The following is a 14,539-nucleotide window of genomic DNA, read 5'->3' as shown; positions in this document are numbered from 1 at the left end:
TCGCTATATTATATGATAATTATCATCTTTTTTAGCTTAAAATCACAATGATTAATCATCTATTAAGAGTTATAAGTAAATAATAAATTTTATCGAGTTAAAGAAAAACCTATATAAGAAAAATACAAGCCATAAAAAAATATTAAAATATAAGAAATCAAACTAGCTGTTTTTTGAAATTTTTCACTCAGTGTTTTAGAAAAATAAGCAAAAAATACCAAAGCAGGCAGTGTTGAAAGTCCAAAAACAAGCATAATTAACGCTGCTAAGTATACATTTTGTACACTCATTCCAAAAGCTATATAAAAATACACCAAGCCACAAGGTACAAAACCATTTAAAAAGCCTAAAAAAATAGTACTTTTTAAAGACTTATTTTGAATTAATCTTGAAATGTTTTTTTTAATGACACAGTCAAAAATTAAAGAGCTTTCAAAAAAAGCTAACAATTTTCCTTTAAAAATTAAAGCAAAAGCTAAAACCACCATAAAAATCCCGATAGTAAAAAGCATTATACCTTTTGCAAATTCGCTAAAAGAAAATAAATTTCCAAAAAATCCAAAAAATACACCCAAACAAACATAGGCAAAAATTCTAGATAAATGATAAGAGAAAATCAAAAGAGAAAAAGGGAGTTTGAACTGCTTTGAAAGCTGAGTATAAGCTAAAATAAAACCTCCGCACATTCCATAACAATGTCCAAAGCTAGAAAGAAAAGCTATACTCGCTAAAGCAATAAAATCTAAATTCACAAAAGCTCTAAAAATTCTTTAAAGATGTATTTGCTCTCATGTGGTCCTGAGGAGCTTTCTGGGTGATGTTGTACTGAAATGATAGGATAATTTTTGTATTTTACACCCTCTACATTATCACCAAATAAATTTCTATGAGTAATTGTTGCAACCTCTGCTATTTCTTCAGGAACATTATAGTTGTGATTTTGCGCTGTGATTTCTACTGTATTATTTGTAAGATTAATTACTGGATGATTTGCTCCATGTTGACCAAATTTCATCTTATAAGTTTCATAACCAAATGCATTACTTAAAAGCTGGTGCCCTAAACAAATACCTAGCATAGGAATTTTTGCTTCTGCTAATTTTTTAATCTCTGCAATTTCATCTTTTAAAATTTTTGGCTCACCTGGTCCATTGGATAAAAATACCCCATGAATTGCACCTTTTTGGTATAAATCAATCAAATCTTTTGCCTTGGTATTATAAGGAAAAACCTCTACTTCAAGTCCTACACTCACAAGTTCATTTAAAATATTTTCTTTTACACCATAATCAATCACAGCTACTTTTTTACCATTTGCTTTTACATTCTCATAAGTTTTGTTGCTATGATTCCAAGCACCTTTACTATGCTTATAAGAGCTTTTAGTGCTAACTTGTGCTACATAATTTACCTCATCGATTTTAGCACTAGAAAGAAGCATTTTCTTAAGCTCTTCTTTGTCTTTAACTTCAGTAGATATTACAGCTCTTAAATTTCCTTGATCTCTAATCATTTTAACCAAAAATCTTGTATCAATTTCACAAAGTCCTATTTTGCCATGGTTTTTCAAATAAGCACTTAAAGAATCATTGGCTCTAAAATTAGAATAATCTTCATTTAATTCTCTTATGATCATACCGCTAGCAAAAACTTCTTTACTTTCATTATCTTCATCATTAACGCCAACTATGCCAATTTCTGGCATTGAAAAAACCACAAATTGACCCGCATATGAAGGATCAGAAATAATCTCTTGATAGCCCGTTAAAGAAGTATTAAAAACGAGCTCACCAAAAAAAGTTCCACTTTCTCCAAAAGCCTTTGCACTTAAAAAAACATCATTTTCTATATAAATATATGCTTTCATAAAAGTCCCTTTTTTCTAAGCTCTTCTTGGTAAAGCTTTTCAAACACTAATTCATATTCTTCAGAACCTAGGATAAGCTTTCTTTTATAATTTGAAATTTTTTCATAAACCAAATCTTCTAAATTTTCATACTCTTTTAAATAAGACATAATACTTGAGAAAATGAGATTTTTCACACGATTTTCTGATACATTATAATTTATCAAATCCTCTTCTACTAAATTTTCTAAAATTTTATGAGAAAGATTATTGTATCTATCTTCACTATCAAGCATAAATTTAAACTCATTTGCTAATTTTTTCTTAATCATCCAAAACATACTTTTTCTATCTATTTGCATAAACTCGATTTCATCTTCTTGGCTTTCTAAAAGCTCTTTTGCTTTTTCATCAAGCTTACGCTCGTTTAAAACATCTATTTCTATAATCTCTTTTGCTATTTTTAAAAGTTTTTGACTATCATCTTTAATTTTAACAAAAGAAGAATGCATTAAATCAAGTATTATTTTATTTGCTATATAAGGTATGTGAGCTGGTTTGATACGCATTTATTCACCTTTTTATTTTTATTGAAATAATACTAAAAAAAAGGTAAAAACTGCTTAAAACTTACTGCGAACTTGCATTTTGATCTAAATTTTTTAAAAGTAATGTTAAATCTGAAGCTTTCTTAGGTTCCATTTTTGCCATAATGGATGAAATTTTTCTAGGATCAAGCGAAAGTAGAATTTTTGAAGCTTCATCAGGTTCCATTTCACTTAATATACCTGCAACAGCCACATCTTTCATTTTTGCATAGATTTCTGTAATACGCCCCATAGTTTTATCATTAATCGCTTGGAGATTTTCTCTAGTTGCTTTCAATATACGTTCATTTTGTTCTTTTAAGCTTTTGATTTGTTCTAAACTTGCATTAATATCAGCTTCTTTTTGTACCAAAGCTTGCATTTTTTCTTTTTGTAAAGCTTCAAAAGATGCCCTATATGCTTCTAAACTTTGTCTTGCCTCATCATATTCTCTAATTTGTTCTTGCATTTGTTCTTTTCTTGCTTCAAAATATTGCTCACAATTTTGTTGCGCATTTACAAAATTTAAAAAAATTAATAAAAATATTATTTTTTTCATTATTTATCCTTATTAAAATGCCTTGTTATAGCAAGTTCATCTATAAATTTTTCTTCTTCTTTTTGTAAGGCTTTTTGAATCTTTTTTAATTCTTCATTTTCTAAAACTTTGATTTTTTCAAATTCCAAATGAGCTTTTTTATATAAATGCTGATGATGCGCTAATTCTTTTTTGGTTAAATCCAATTTTTGTTTAACCCTTTGCTTGCCTTCTCTTGCAATTTCTTGCAATTTTAAAGACGATCTTAACAAAGCTATCGAACCCTTATCGGCTAAAGTTAAGCTTTCGCAAGTTTTTGAAGCTTCTTTAAGCTCTTCTTCACACTGCAAAAGCTTTTGTCTTGTTTTGGTTAAATTTGCTTCTGCTTTATCAAGCTGTTGTTTTCTAAGCTTAATCACAGAAGAATATTTGCTTTTCATAAAATGATAGTATCTTCTCTTTCAGGGCTTGTAGAGATATAACCTACTTTAACACCACTTAATTCTTCTAAACGTTTAATGTATTTTTTAGCATTTTCAGGTAACAAATCATAATCCCTAATCCCTGCAACTTTATCCCAACCTTCCATTACTTCATAAATAGGTTTAGCATTTTCTAAATCACAAGGCACATAGTCTATTTCTTGCCCCTTATACTCATAAGCTTTACAAATTTTAACACTTTCAAAACCATCCAACACATCAAGCTTCATCAATGATAAAGTATCTAAGCCATTTAATCTTGCAGTATATCTTACCGCAACCGCATCAAACCAACCACATCTTCTTTTTCTACCTGTACTTACACCGATTTCTTTACCAATAAGTCCTATTTTTTCACCATCTTCACCTAAATCTTCACTTGGAAAAGCTCCATTTCCCACTCTTGTTGTATAAGCTTTTACTATACCTATAACTTTTCCAATTTCTTTTGGATTTAATCCCAAACCACTTAAAGCCCCAGCTGAAATAGTCGTTGAACTAGTAACATAAGGATAAGTTCCATGATCAATATCAAGCATTGATCCTTGTGCACCTTCTAACAATACTTTTTTATCCTCATCCAAAGCTTTCCAAAGCATTCTCGTGGTATCTGTAATATATGGCGCTAGCACTTCTTTAAAGCGTTTTAAATCTTTTAAAATTTCATCATAACTAGGCATTGCAATACCTAAAACATCAAAATAAGTTTTTTTAAGTTCAAAATCTTTCATTAAATTTTCACAAAGTTTTTCAGGCTCTAGCAATTCCCCTACTCTATGTCCATTACGACTTATTTTATCTTCATAGCTTGGCCCTATGCCTTTGCCTGTTGTTCCTATAGCTTTATCGCCTTTAAGTCTTTCTCTTGCTTGATCAATCAAAGCATGGTGGTTTAAATTTAAATGAGCTCTATCACTTATAAATAATCTTCCTTCTAAATTTTCAAATTGAGCCATTTCGCTAATTAATACATCGGGATTAACTACAACTCCATTTCCTATAACATTAACACATTGCTTATTCAAAACGCCTGATGGCATTAAATGTAAAGCATATCTTATACCATCAACCCATATAGTGTGACCTGCATTATGTCCGCCTGCACTCCTGCAAACATAATCATAATTTTCACATAGTTTATCAACTATCTTACCTTTACCCTCATCACCCCATTGGATACCAACGACAATATCTGCTTTACTCATGAAAACTCCATTTTGACTTAAATTTGGCGAGAAGGTGAGAGAATCGAACTCCCCAAAAAGTAGTCAACTACCCTTTCATCTGATTTGAAGTCAGTGGCCATCACCAGATAAGCTAACCTTCCAAAAAGATATTATATCTTAATATTTTTAATTAAAACAAAAACCAAATACGTAAAATTGAAACTATTTTTAATAATATTTTATTTTGTATAAATTTATTAGCTATAATGCTAACTTTATTAGTGTCAAGTTTTGACAATCACAATTTTTGGATACGACGATGCATTCTTTCAAACAATCTTTTTTTATAAATTTTTGGGATAATTCCAAAGGCATGATTATGCTTGGAATTTTAAGTGCTATTTATTTTGGAATTTTTGGTAGCGTTTGGGCAGTCACTGGCGAAATGACGCGCTGGGGTGGAGAGTTTTTAGAATTTTTTGGCATAGACTTAAGCTCTTATTCTTATTATCAAAAGCAAAATTTAAGTGGCAGTCCCTTAACAAGAATTGATGGTATTATGCTTATAGGTATGTTTATAGGGTGTTTAAGTGCTGCATTTTTAGCAAATAAATTCAAATGGCGCTTACCTGCTAGCAAAATTCGAATTTTTCAAGCTATTATAGGTGGAATTTTATCCGGTTTTGGTGCAAGACTTGCCTTTGGTTGCAATTTGGCAAATTTTTTTACAGGTTTACCTTATTTTTCTTTGCATACTTGGGTTTTTACCTTATTTATGATTTTAGGGATTTATTTAGCTGTTAAAGTTTGCAATCTAACACCTTTTAAACCAAAAGCTAAATTACAACGTGTATGCAAAGAAAACCAATCATTAAAAACACAAAATAAAACTGCAAAGATATATTTTTATATAGGACTTGGTGTATTTATAATTTTTATAACTTATGTTATATTTATACTACAAAGACAACCTTTAAATATTAAAAATAAAGAAAGTATTCTTCCTTTAGCGTTAATATTTGGCTTTGTTTTTGGTTTTATCATATCTAGAGCTCAAATTTGCTTTACTTCTTGCTTTAGAGATTTATTTTTATTTGGTAGGGATAATGCCATAAAGGGTGCTTTAATAGGTATGATTATAGCTTGTTTAATAGCTTTTGCTTTTATCTTACAAGGGCACACTAGCAAAATAATAGAAATATCACCAAATATTGCTTTAGGTGCTTTTTTATTTGGCTTTGGGATAGTTTTTGCCGGAGGATGCGAGTGTGGCTGGATGTATCGAGCTTGTGAAGGACAAAGTCATTTTATTATAGTGGGTATTGCAAATATTATTGGCACTATGATATTAGCTTTAAGCTACGATCATTTTCCAAATTTCTTAACAGATGGAGTAAAGATTCATCTTTTAAATGAATTTGGTTATTTTAATGGTTTAGCAATCAATTTAATTTTATTTGTAATTTTATTTTTATTTATATTAAAGTTTAAAAAATCATTCTTTTTCAAACAAAATAAAAAAGGAAAAATATGATTATTCATTATAGTTTAAATTTAGAAGGTGAGGCTTGTCCATACCCTGCTATAGCTACTATTGATGCCTTAAAAGAACTAAAATCAGGTGAAGTTTTAGAAATTTTATGTGATTGCCCACAAAGCATTAATTCCATACCACAGGATGCTAAAAATCGTGGTTTTGAAATTCTAGAAATAAATCAAGATGGTCCAACGCTTAGATTTTTAATTCAAAAGCCTTAAAGACTTTTGAATATATATTAAAGATGTTTTAACATTGTTTCATAAGCTGCTTTAGTTCCTGGGCGAACTTTAGTTACCAAGCTCACTAAAACAATCACAATAGATGCAGCTAAAAATCCTGGAATGATTTCATAAATAGGAAAATTAAGCCACTCAGCCAAGAAATTTTTATATGCTACAACTACAACTGCGCCCGTAATCATACCTGCAATAGCAGCATATCTAGTCATTTTTGACCAAAATAATGAAAAGAGCATTACAGAACCAAAACTTGCTCCAAACCCTGCCCAAGCATAAGCTACTATGCTTAATACGCTTGAGTTTTTATCAGTAGAAATAACAAAAGCTATCACAGCCACTGCTAAAACACCAAATCTACCTAAAGTCATCACTGTTTTATTAGACGCTTCTTTATTGAAAATTCTTTTATAAAAATCTTCTGCTATAGTCGAACTTGAAACAAGCAATTGTGAACTTGCTGTACTCATAATAGCTGCCAAAATAGCGCTTAATAAAATACCTGCTATCCAAGGATTAAAAAGTAATTGTGACATTACGATAAAAATCTTTTCAGGATCTTGTAAACTAAGTTCAAATTTACTCACATAAGCTATACCTAAAACACCTATCAAACAAGCACCAATTAAAGATATAACCATCCAAGAAATTCCTACAAAAGTAGCAGTTGGGATGTCTTTAGTTGAGCGTATAGACATAAAACGCACCAAAATATGCGGCTGACCAAAATATCCAAGCCCCCAAGAAAGCGCTGAAACTATGCCTAAAAAGCTTAATCCTTCTCCCATAGAAAAAGTATTTGGCTTAATTTCTTTGACTATATTAACAGCTTCACTAAAGCCACCCAAATGATAAATCATCACTATAGGCACGATAATCAAGGCACTCATCATTAATAAACCCTGAATCAAATCCGTCCAACAAACTGCCTTATATCCACCCAAAAATGTATAAGCAACTATAATCACAGTTCCTGTAGTTAAAGCATAATCATATTGAATTCCAAAAGTTGCTTCAAAAAGTTTTGCTCCACCTACAAGTCCTGAAGAAACATAAAAAGTAAAGAAAATTAAAATAACAATAGCACAAACCACTCTTAATATATGCTTATCATCATCAAATCTTGTTTCAAAATAATCTGGAATGGTAATAGAATTTGCAATCACGCTAGTATAAATTCTAAGTCTTTTTGCTATAAAAGCCCAGTTTAAAAACGCTCCTATACTAAGACCTATTGCAATATAACTTTCAGCTAAGCCACTTACATATAAAGCTCCTGGCAAACCCATTAAAAGCCATCCACTCATATCAGAAGCTCCAGCACTAAGTGCTGAAACTACCGGCCCCATAGAACGACCACCTAAAAAATAGTCCTCTGAATTTTTATTTTGTTTATAAAAATAAAATCCGATAAAAAGCATTAATGCTGAATATGCGACAAACATTATCGCAATTTGAGTATTAATTTGAACAACCTCCATTTTATCTCCTTTTTATATTATTTTAAAGCACGAATGCCTAGATTTCCATAACGATGGAAAGATATACTTAAAGCTTTTTCATTGTGATATAAAAGCAACTCAAAACGTCCATTCATTAAAGGCTTAGCATTGGCGATGATTTTTGCGCAACTTGCTGCCTTTATGAAAATTTCATCATTAACATCTAATGGAGCAAAATAACGAATTCTTTCATAATCAGCTATTTTGCTAATGAAATTTTCTTTACTTTCTTTAAGGAATAAAGTTTTTGAACTAATTTTTTGATTAATCTTTTGCACAAGATCTATTTTTTCATGTTCATCATAACTTAAAATAAGATCAATATTTAGCACACTAGCTGCTAAAATAACTCCTAAAACATCTTTTAAGCTATCATCTTTATGCACTCTATAAGCGATATTTTTAACCTTTGTATAAGAGAAAAGATTATCCTCACCTCTTATATTGACATAATCTTTCGCACTTGCAAATTCATGTTTTGCATGATAAGCATAGCTTCTTGCCATAGCTTTAATGACTTCAAAATCAGCTTTATCTTTTTCATTTAAATCCAAACTTAAAGCGTTTAAATTTGATACTAATTCATTGTCTAAAACATTTTGATCAACTTGACTTTGCTCTATGTCTAAAAATTGGGTAATGTAATTATAAATTCCAACTTTTCTACCAAAACCAATGGCTGATTTTTTAATACCACCAAAAGGTTGTCTTAGGACTATAGCTCCCGTTGTTGGTTTATTAATATAAATATTTCCTGCCTCTATGTGAGTATGAAAATACTCCCATTCTCTCTCATCTAAACTTTCAAATCCTGCTGTAAGTCCATAACCTGTAGAATTTACTATATCAATAGCTTCTTTTAAATCTTTTGCTTTCATTACAGTTAAAATTGGTGCAAAAAGCTCATTCATGTGTGTAAAATCACCTTTTTTAGTACCATACTTAATCCCTGGAGTTAAAAGATAAGGATTATCATCTATAAATTTAGGTTTTAAAGCCCAACTTTCATACGGAGCTAATTCATCTAAAGCTTTTTGTAATTTCACATCTGGTTTATCTGCTAAAGCTCCAAGTTTATTTTTAAACGCAAATGGATTTCCAACCGCCATAGAACTAGCAGCATCTACCAAAGTCTTTTTGAACTCTTCATCATTATAAACTTCTTCTTCTAAAACTAGTAAAGAAGTAGCAGAGCATTTTTGACCTGAATTTGAAAAAGCTGAATGAATGATATTTTTAATCGCACTATCACGATCAGCAAATTTAGAAACAATGGTTGCATTTTTACCGCCTGTTTCGGCACTTAAAAGCAATGTTGGATTAGCTTTGAGCATTGCATAAGCAGTTTCTTCTCCACCAGTTAATACTGAAAATTTCACACTTTGATCAACAAGTAAGTATTTTGATATATCACTACCTTTAGCAGGTAAGAAAATCAAAGCATCCTTAGGAATTCCTGCATCCCAAAAGCATTTACAAAGCATATAACCTGTTAACATCGATAAAGATGATGGTTTATATATCACTTTATTTCCTGCGGCCAAAGGCGCTGCTATGGTTCCTACTGAAATACCTACTGGGAAATTCCATGGCGCAATCACCACGCCTATGCCTTTTGCTTTAAAAGTCGTATTTGGATTTTGCTCTTTTAATTTTTCTAAAGAATGTGGGTAAAATTCTAAAAAGTCTATAGCCTCACTAACTTCAGGATCAATTTCTAAGAAAGTTTTTCCTACTTCTAAAGCTGCTATACCTATTAAATCTCCTCTACGCTCTCTAACAAGTTGAGCAGTTTTTGCTAAAATTTTATAAATTTCATCATGACTTAAATCACTAAAATTTGAGCTCTTAGCTACATCTAAAGCGTATTTAATATCTGCTTGGCCTGCTAAATGTGCTTTACCTATAGTACGATTTTTGATTTTATCTTTAACTTCTACTACTTGTAAATTTTCGTTTTTAATTTCTTCTTTTGCAACTGGATAGACATCATAATTTTCTAAATTTTCATACTTAGCTCTTATACCCTTAGCCCATTCTCTATTTGCTTTTAAGATAAAATCTGTGTCAGGTTCGTTTTTAAATTCTTTACTCTCATAAGAACTAATAGCCTTTGTTTCATTATTTCTATCTTGAGTTCTATGAGTAGAATTATCCAAACTAGCAACACCTTCTAAAGATTTTAGAAATAATTCTTTTTGTATTTGCCAATTTTTATCATTAATTTTAAGATTGAAAAAATATCTCATGAAATTATCTTCACTAGTATTTTCATCAAGTCTTCTTACTAAGTATGCAATAGCATTGTTAAAATGTGCTTCATCACAAACTGGTGCATAAAGTATAAGATCATGCATTTTAGAAAGCTCATAAGAGCATTGTAAACTCATACCCTCAAGCATTTCAAAAGTAAAAGATGATAAAGCTCCAGCTTGTGAAATTCTAGTATAAGCATAAGCAATTTCAAATAAATTATGACTTGCAATACCTATATTAATATATTTATGATTATCTCCCTCTAAGACAAAATCAAGCATTTTTTTATAATTACTATCAGTGTCAATTTTTTTATAAAAAGTAGGCAGAGCCCAACCTCTTTGTGAAGCTATAGTTTCTTCACTTTCCATATTCGCTCCTTTAACAAAACGAATTTTTATAGGCTTCATACCTTTTAAAACTCTTTCTTTAGAAAAGGCAAAAAGTTTTTTCAAATACTCATAAGAATCAGGCAAATAAGCTTGCAAAACAATACCTGCTTTAATATCGTATTTTGCAACACTCTCCATAAAAGCTTCAACGGTTAATTCTAAATCTCTAAATTCTTCCATGTCAAGATTGATAAATTTAGACACACCTTGCTTTTTTTCTTCCTCTAAAGCAAGAGCATATAATTTATCCAATCTTTTTACCACCTCATCTTTAGAGTATTCAAAATCAATGATATTGATTTGGGAAAAAATGGTAGTAATTTTAATAGAAATATAAGTAATATAGCTTGTTTTTAATGCTTCTTCGTATTTTTTCATCCTATAAGCACTCTCAGCTTCACCCAAAACCTCTTCACCAATTAAATTTACATTTAAAGTGATTTTATCTTCATCTTTTCTTTTACGCATATGAGGCTCTAAAACACTAGGATTTGCATCTAAAACCATAGCTTTGGTATCTTCTCTTAAATGCTTAATGAAAAATGGCACACTAAGAGTTGGTGCAAATTTTCCAAAATTTAAAAATGAAAAAAGTAAAAATTTTTCAAAAGCACTAAAAAAATCAGCTATACCATATTTGTTTAAAGTATGTTCTATAAGCTCAAAACTCGCACTTTTATCTTTACATCTAAAAGAGCGATCTAAAAGCTCAATTAGCATTACTTTATTTTTAGGATTGTTTAAAAGTTTTTGCATTTTGGCATGAAATTCTTTTTCGCTTTGAGAGATATTACTTTCTATCTTTCTTTGTAATTCTTCAGCTAATTGCAAAGCTTTTTGTATCATTTTTTCCTCCACTTTAATAGTTAATATGTATTTATGATACAAAAATTGCAACGAAAATCAACATATATTTATTTGTAATTTATTTTTTTATGTAAAAAAGTAACAAATATAAACATATATTTTTGATTGTAAATAAAATATTAGCACAATAATAAATAATTATGAGTATTTCTTACACATCTAGCAATAATCTTTGCTTCAATATTATGATCCTTTAAGATTTTTAAAGCTTCAATTGCTTCATTTTCACTCATACTAGCTAAAAGTCCACCTGAAGTTTGAGGATCAAAATACACTATATCCTCATCTTTTTCATTTAAATTTTCAACCCAAATTTTTAGACTATCTTTATTTTTATAAGCTCCGGCTGGGATAATCCCTATATTAGCCATTGACAAAACTCCATCCATTAAAGGAATTTCATTTTTATATACTTCTATCATAAGCTCTTTATTTAACATTTCTTTTAAATGTCCCAAAAGGCCAAAACCGGTAACATCGCTTAAAGCACTAAGACTTTTAAAGCTCTTTAAAATACGACTTGCATAAAGATTTAAAAAACTCATTTGTTCTACTGCTTTTAAAATCTTTGCTTTTTCTAGCAAACCAGCCTTGATAGCAGTACTAATAATACCACTACCTATAGGTTTAGTAAGTAAAATCACATCACCATCTTTTGCGCTATTATTAGCTATAAATTTCTTAGGATGAACTACACCTGTTACACTAAGACCAAAAATAAATTCATCATTTTCTATAGTATGCCCACCTACTAGCACAGCACCAGCTTCTTCAACCTTAACTCTAGCACCTTCTAACACTTCAAGTAAAATTTCATTATTAAAATGACAAGTATCAAAGCCTACAATATTTAAAGCATTAATCGCCTCAGCACCCATAGCAAATACATCACTTAAAGCATTTGCAGCAGCTATAGCGCCAAAATGATACGCGCTATCAACCACAGGTGTAATAAAATCAAGAGTTTGCACTAAAGCTAAATCTTCATTTAGCTTATAAACACTTGCATCTTCATTATTATCAATACCACTTAAAATGTTTTCATGCGGTTTTAAAATGCCAAGAATTTTGTCAAGACCCACCGAGTCTAATTTGGCAGCTCAACCCGCAGCTTTTACATATTGGGTTAGTTTTTGATCTTTATATATCATAAAGAGATAATCTTTGCCTTTCCAAAAAGTTCATTTAAAATTTCATAAGCATTACCTATTTTACCTATTTTAAGCTCTTTGCTTTTGCCAAAAAATTCCAAACACGCCCCGCAACTATAAATTTCAACTCCTAAATTTTCAAGTTCTTTCATGGCTTCAAATGCCATATGAGAGCAATCAGTATTCATCAAAACACTATCATTAACACAAAGGATTTTTGCAGGTTTATTAGGTAAATCTTTTAAAGTTTTTAAAAAACCTGGCATTAGATTTTTTCCAAGTTCTCCCTCGCCTACTCTATCACTTTTTAAAAATAACACATTGTATTCTTGTAATTTTTTTTCTTGAGTTTGAGCTATATTGCTATCTTTTACAATGCTAATAATACTCTCATCATCTAAATCTTTAACATTAAATTCCAAATTTAAAGATTTTAAAAATCTCATTACATTTTCTTTAGAAGCTTGAGAATTTAAAAGAATTTCTAAATTTTCATTTTCTTTTAACTCTTCTAAAGCTTTTTTTGTTTCTATCACAGGACGTGGACAAGCTAAATCTCTACAATCAACTTTCATCTTTTACCTTTTTTATTTAATGATATATTGTTATAACTTGTATTCAAATTAAGTTTTGTTTTTTTCTTGATTTTTCTTAAAAAATAATTCTTTAAAGCGTTTATTGGTGTATTCTTCTACATCTTGTTGTAAAATTTTAAAATTTTGAATTAACTCATAAGCTCTTGGAGTAAGTTTGCTACCTGACTCACTTCCTCTTCCTTTTTTAGCAATAAGTAATTCTTCTTTCATATTTTTTTCTAAATCTTGTATATAAAGCCATGCTTTTTTATAATTAATCCCTAGTTGTTTAGCCGCTTGGGAAATACTTCCACATTCTCCTACTAATTCTAAAATATCTGTTTTACCTTTACCAAAAAGCAATTCTCCATCAGGATTTTCTACCCAAATTTTACTTTTTACATGAAATTTTTTACCTTTTTTTTCTTCAAAACAACCAAGTTCACAGTATTTAACATCAATTTTATAAGTTTTAAGTGTAGCTCTCATATCAGCCATATTAAAGTCTTTAGCATATTCTAAAGCATCTTTACATGTTATACGACGCTTAGAATCTAATTTTGTTTCTAATTTTTCCAAAATTTCACTTTTTGCTATATTTTTATTTAACTTGCCAAATTGACCTAGCTCACAATCTGAAATTTTTACGCCTAATTCTTTTATAATAGCTTGAAAATCTTCTTTAGAGTATTGTTTTAAAAGTTCTAGTGCTTTTTTACAAGTAAGTTTATTATTTTCATCAAGATTTTTTTGAATTTGTAAAATTAGCTCTTCCATGAATTAACCTTGGATTATAAGTGGTAAAAAGGGTGCTTGTAAACACCCTTTGAGTTATTTTGCATCAAGTCCTAAGTTTTGACCCTTGAGTAAAACTCTTTTTCTATACATTGCACTAACTTCAGCTGCATCACCAACCAAAAGTGCATTTGTAGAACAAACCGCAGCGCACATAGGTACTTTACCTTCTGCAATACGATTTTGTCCATAAAGCTCTCTTTCTTCATGAGAGTTAGTAGGCTCAGGACCACCTGCACACATAGTACATTTATCCATTTCACCCTTAATACCAAAAGCACCATCTCTTGGAAATTGTGGAGCACCAAAAGGACATGCATAAAGACAATATCCACAACCTATACAAGTTTTTTTATCATGTAAAACAATACCATCAGCTCTAATATAAAAGCATTTTACAGGACAAACTTGCTCACACGGAGCATCTGTACAGTGTTGGCAAGCAAGAGTTGTTGAAAACTCTTTGCCTTCTATACCTTCATTTAGAGTGATTACTTTTCTTCTATTAATTCCCACTGGTACTTCATGCGCACTTGAACAAGCTACTTGACAAGCAAAGCAAGAAATACAGCGATTATTATCTACATAAAATTTCATTCTAGCCAT

14 protein-coding genes and 1 tRNA gene are annotated in these 14,539 nt (G+C 30.2%); 2 read left to right on the top strand and 13 right to left on the bottom strand.

All coding sequences use genetic code 11. The features are described 5' to 3' along the window. Positions 1–89: 89 nt before the first annotated feature. The 7 genes from CAMP5121_RS03090 to CAMP5121_RS03060 all read right to left on the bottom strand — a co-directional run bounded on the left by CAMP5121_RS03090 (position 90) and on the right by CAMP5121_RS03060 (position 4,780). Positions 90–752 carry a sulfite exporter TauE/SafE family protein gene (locus tag CAMP5121_RS03090; protein WP_337214763.1) on the bottom strand — a complete coding sequence of 221 codons (663 nt, stop codon included), beginning with the start codon at positions 750–752 and terminating at the stop codon, positions 90–92. Beyond that, positions 749–1,867, bottom strand: a complete 1,119-nt coding sequence (gene carA / locus CAMP5121_RS03085; protein WP_337214762.1) for a glutamine-hydrolyzing carbamoyl-phosphate synthase small subunit — start codon at positions 1,865–1,867, stop codon at positions 749–751. The genes CAMP5121_RS03090 and carA overlap by 4 nt, the downstream gene beginning before the upstream one ends. Then, complete coding sequence (locus tag CAMP5121_RS03080) at positions 1,864–2,415, bottom strand: DUF507 family protein (RefSeq protein WP_257929470.1); 552 nt, start codon at positions 2,413–2,415, stop codon at positions 1,864–1,866. Before CAMP5121_RS03080 ends, carA begins: the two co-directional genes overlap by 4 nt. Positions 2,416–2,476: 61 nt before the next feature. Continuing rightward, positions 2,477–2,992 (bottom strand): MotE family protein, encoded by a 516-nt coding sequence (locus CAMP5121_RS03075; RefSeq protein ID WP_412174992.1) that lies wholly within the window; start codon positions 2,990–2,992, stop codon positions 2,477–2,479. Continuing rightward, positions 2,992–3,411, bottom strand: coding sequence for a flagellar FliJ family protein (locus tag CAMP5121_RS03070; protein ID WP_263678553.1), 420 nt, complete (start codon positions 3,409–3,411; stop codon positions 2,992–2,994). The genes CAMP5121_RS03075 and CAMP5121_RS03070 overlap by 1 nt, the downstream gene beginning before the upstream one ends. Next, the gene (locus tag CAMP5121_RS03065) at positions 3,408–4,658 is read right to left on the bottom strand and encodes an adenylosuccinate synthase (protein ID WP_263702511.1); all 1,251 of its coding nucleotides are present in this window, start codon (positions 4,656–4,658) and stop codon (positions 3,408–3,410) included. The genes CAMP5121_RS03070 and CAMP5121_RS03065 overlap by 4 nt, the downstream gene beginning before the upstream one ends. A gap of 24 nt (positions 4,659–4,682) precedes the next feature. Further along, positions 4,683–4,780: transfer RNA gene (locus CAMP5121_RS03060), tRNA-Sec, on the bottom strand. A gap of 158 nt (positions 4,781–4,938) precedes the next feature. Here CAMP5121_RS03060 and yedE point away from each other — a divergent pair. After that, a complete protein-coding gene (yedE, locus tag CAMP5121_RS03055; protein ID WP_337214761.1) occupies positions 4,939–6,153 on the top strand; it encodes a selenium metabolism membrane protein YedE/FdhT in 1,215 nt (404 codons plus the stop codon). Continuing rightward, complete coding sequence (gene yedF, locus CAMP5121_RS03050) at positions 6,150–6,377, top strand: sulfurtransferase-like selenium metabolism protein YedF (protein WP_012661107.1); 228 nt, start codon at positions 6,150–6,152, stop codon at positions 6,375–6,377. Before yedE ends, yedF (CAMP5121_RS03050) begins: the two co-directional genes overlap by 4 nt. A 17-nt stretch (positions 6,378–6,394) precedes the next feature. Here the strand turns inward: yedF (CAMP5121_RS03050) and putP are convergent, their stop codons facing one another. The 6 genes from putP to fdh3B all read right to left on the bottom strand — a co-directional run bounded on the left by putP (position 6,395) and on the right by fdh3B (position 14,539). Next, positions 6,395–7,876 (bottom strand): sodium/proline symporter PutP, encoded by a 1,482-nt coding sequence (putP, locus tag CAMP5121_RS03045; protein ID WP_337214760.1) that lies wholly within the window; start codon positions 7,874–7,876, stop codon positions 6,395–6,397. Positions 7,877–7,893: 17 nt separating this feature from the next. Further along, the gene (locus CAMP5121_RS03040; RefSeq protein WP_337214759.1) at positions 7,894–11,391 is read right to left on the bottom strand and encodes a bifunctional proline dehydrogenase/L-glutamate gamma-semialdehyde dehydrogenase; all 3,498 of its coding nucleotides are present in this window, start codon (positions 11,389–11,391) and stop codon (positions 7,894–7,896) included. 140 nt (positions 11,392–11,531) lie between these two features. Then, positions 11,532–12,563: a selenide, water dikinase SelD gene (selD, locus tag CAMP5121_RS03035; RefSeq protein WP_337214758.1), complete on the bottom strand. Its 1,032-nt coding sequence runs from the start codon at positions 12,561–12,563 to the stop codon at positions 11,532–11,534. Beyond that, a complete protein-coding gene (gene yedF, locus CAMP5121_RS03030; protein ID WP_337214757.1) occupies positions 12,560–13,138 on the bottom strand; it encodes a sulfurtransferase-like selenium metabolism protein YedF in 579 nt (192 codons plus the stop codon). Before yedF (CAMP5121_RS03030) ends, selD begins: the two co-directional genes overlap by 4 nt. Before the next feature lie 48 nt (positions 13,139–13,186). Then, positions 13,187–13,915 carry a winged helix-turn-helix domain-containing protein gene (locus CAMP5121_RS03025; protein WP_337214756.1) on the bottom strand — a complete coding sequence of 243 codons (729 nt, stop codon included), beginning with the start codon at positions 13,913–13,915 and terminating at the stop codon, positions 13,187–13,189. Positions 13,916–13,969: 54 nt separating this feature from the next. Continuing rightward, positions 13,970–14,539, bottom strand: coding sequence for a formate dehydrogenase FDH3 subunit beta (gene fdh3B, locus CAMP5121_RS03020; protein WP_039662920.1), 570 nt, complete (start codon positions 14,537–14,539; stop codon positions 13,970–13,972).

Source organism: Campylobacter sp. 2352 PW, assembly GCF_024723575.1.
Taxonomy (GTDB): Bacteria; Campylobacterota; Campylobacteria; order Campylobacterales; family Campylobacteraceae; genus Campylobacter_D.
This window is presented reverse-complemented; position numbering and strand designations above follow the sequence as displayed.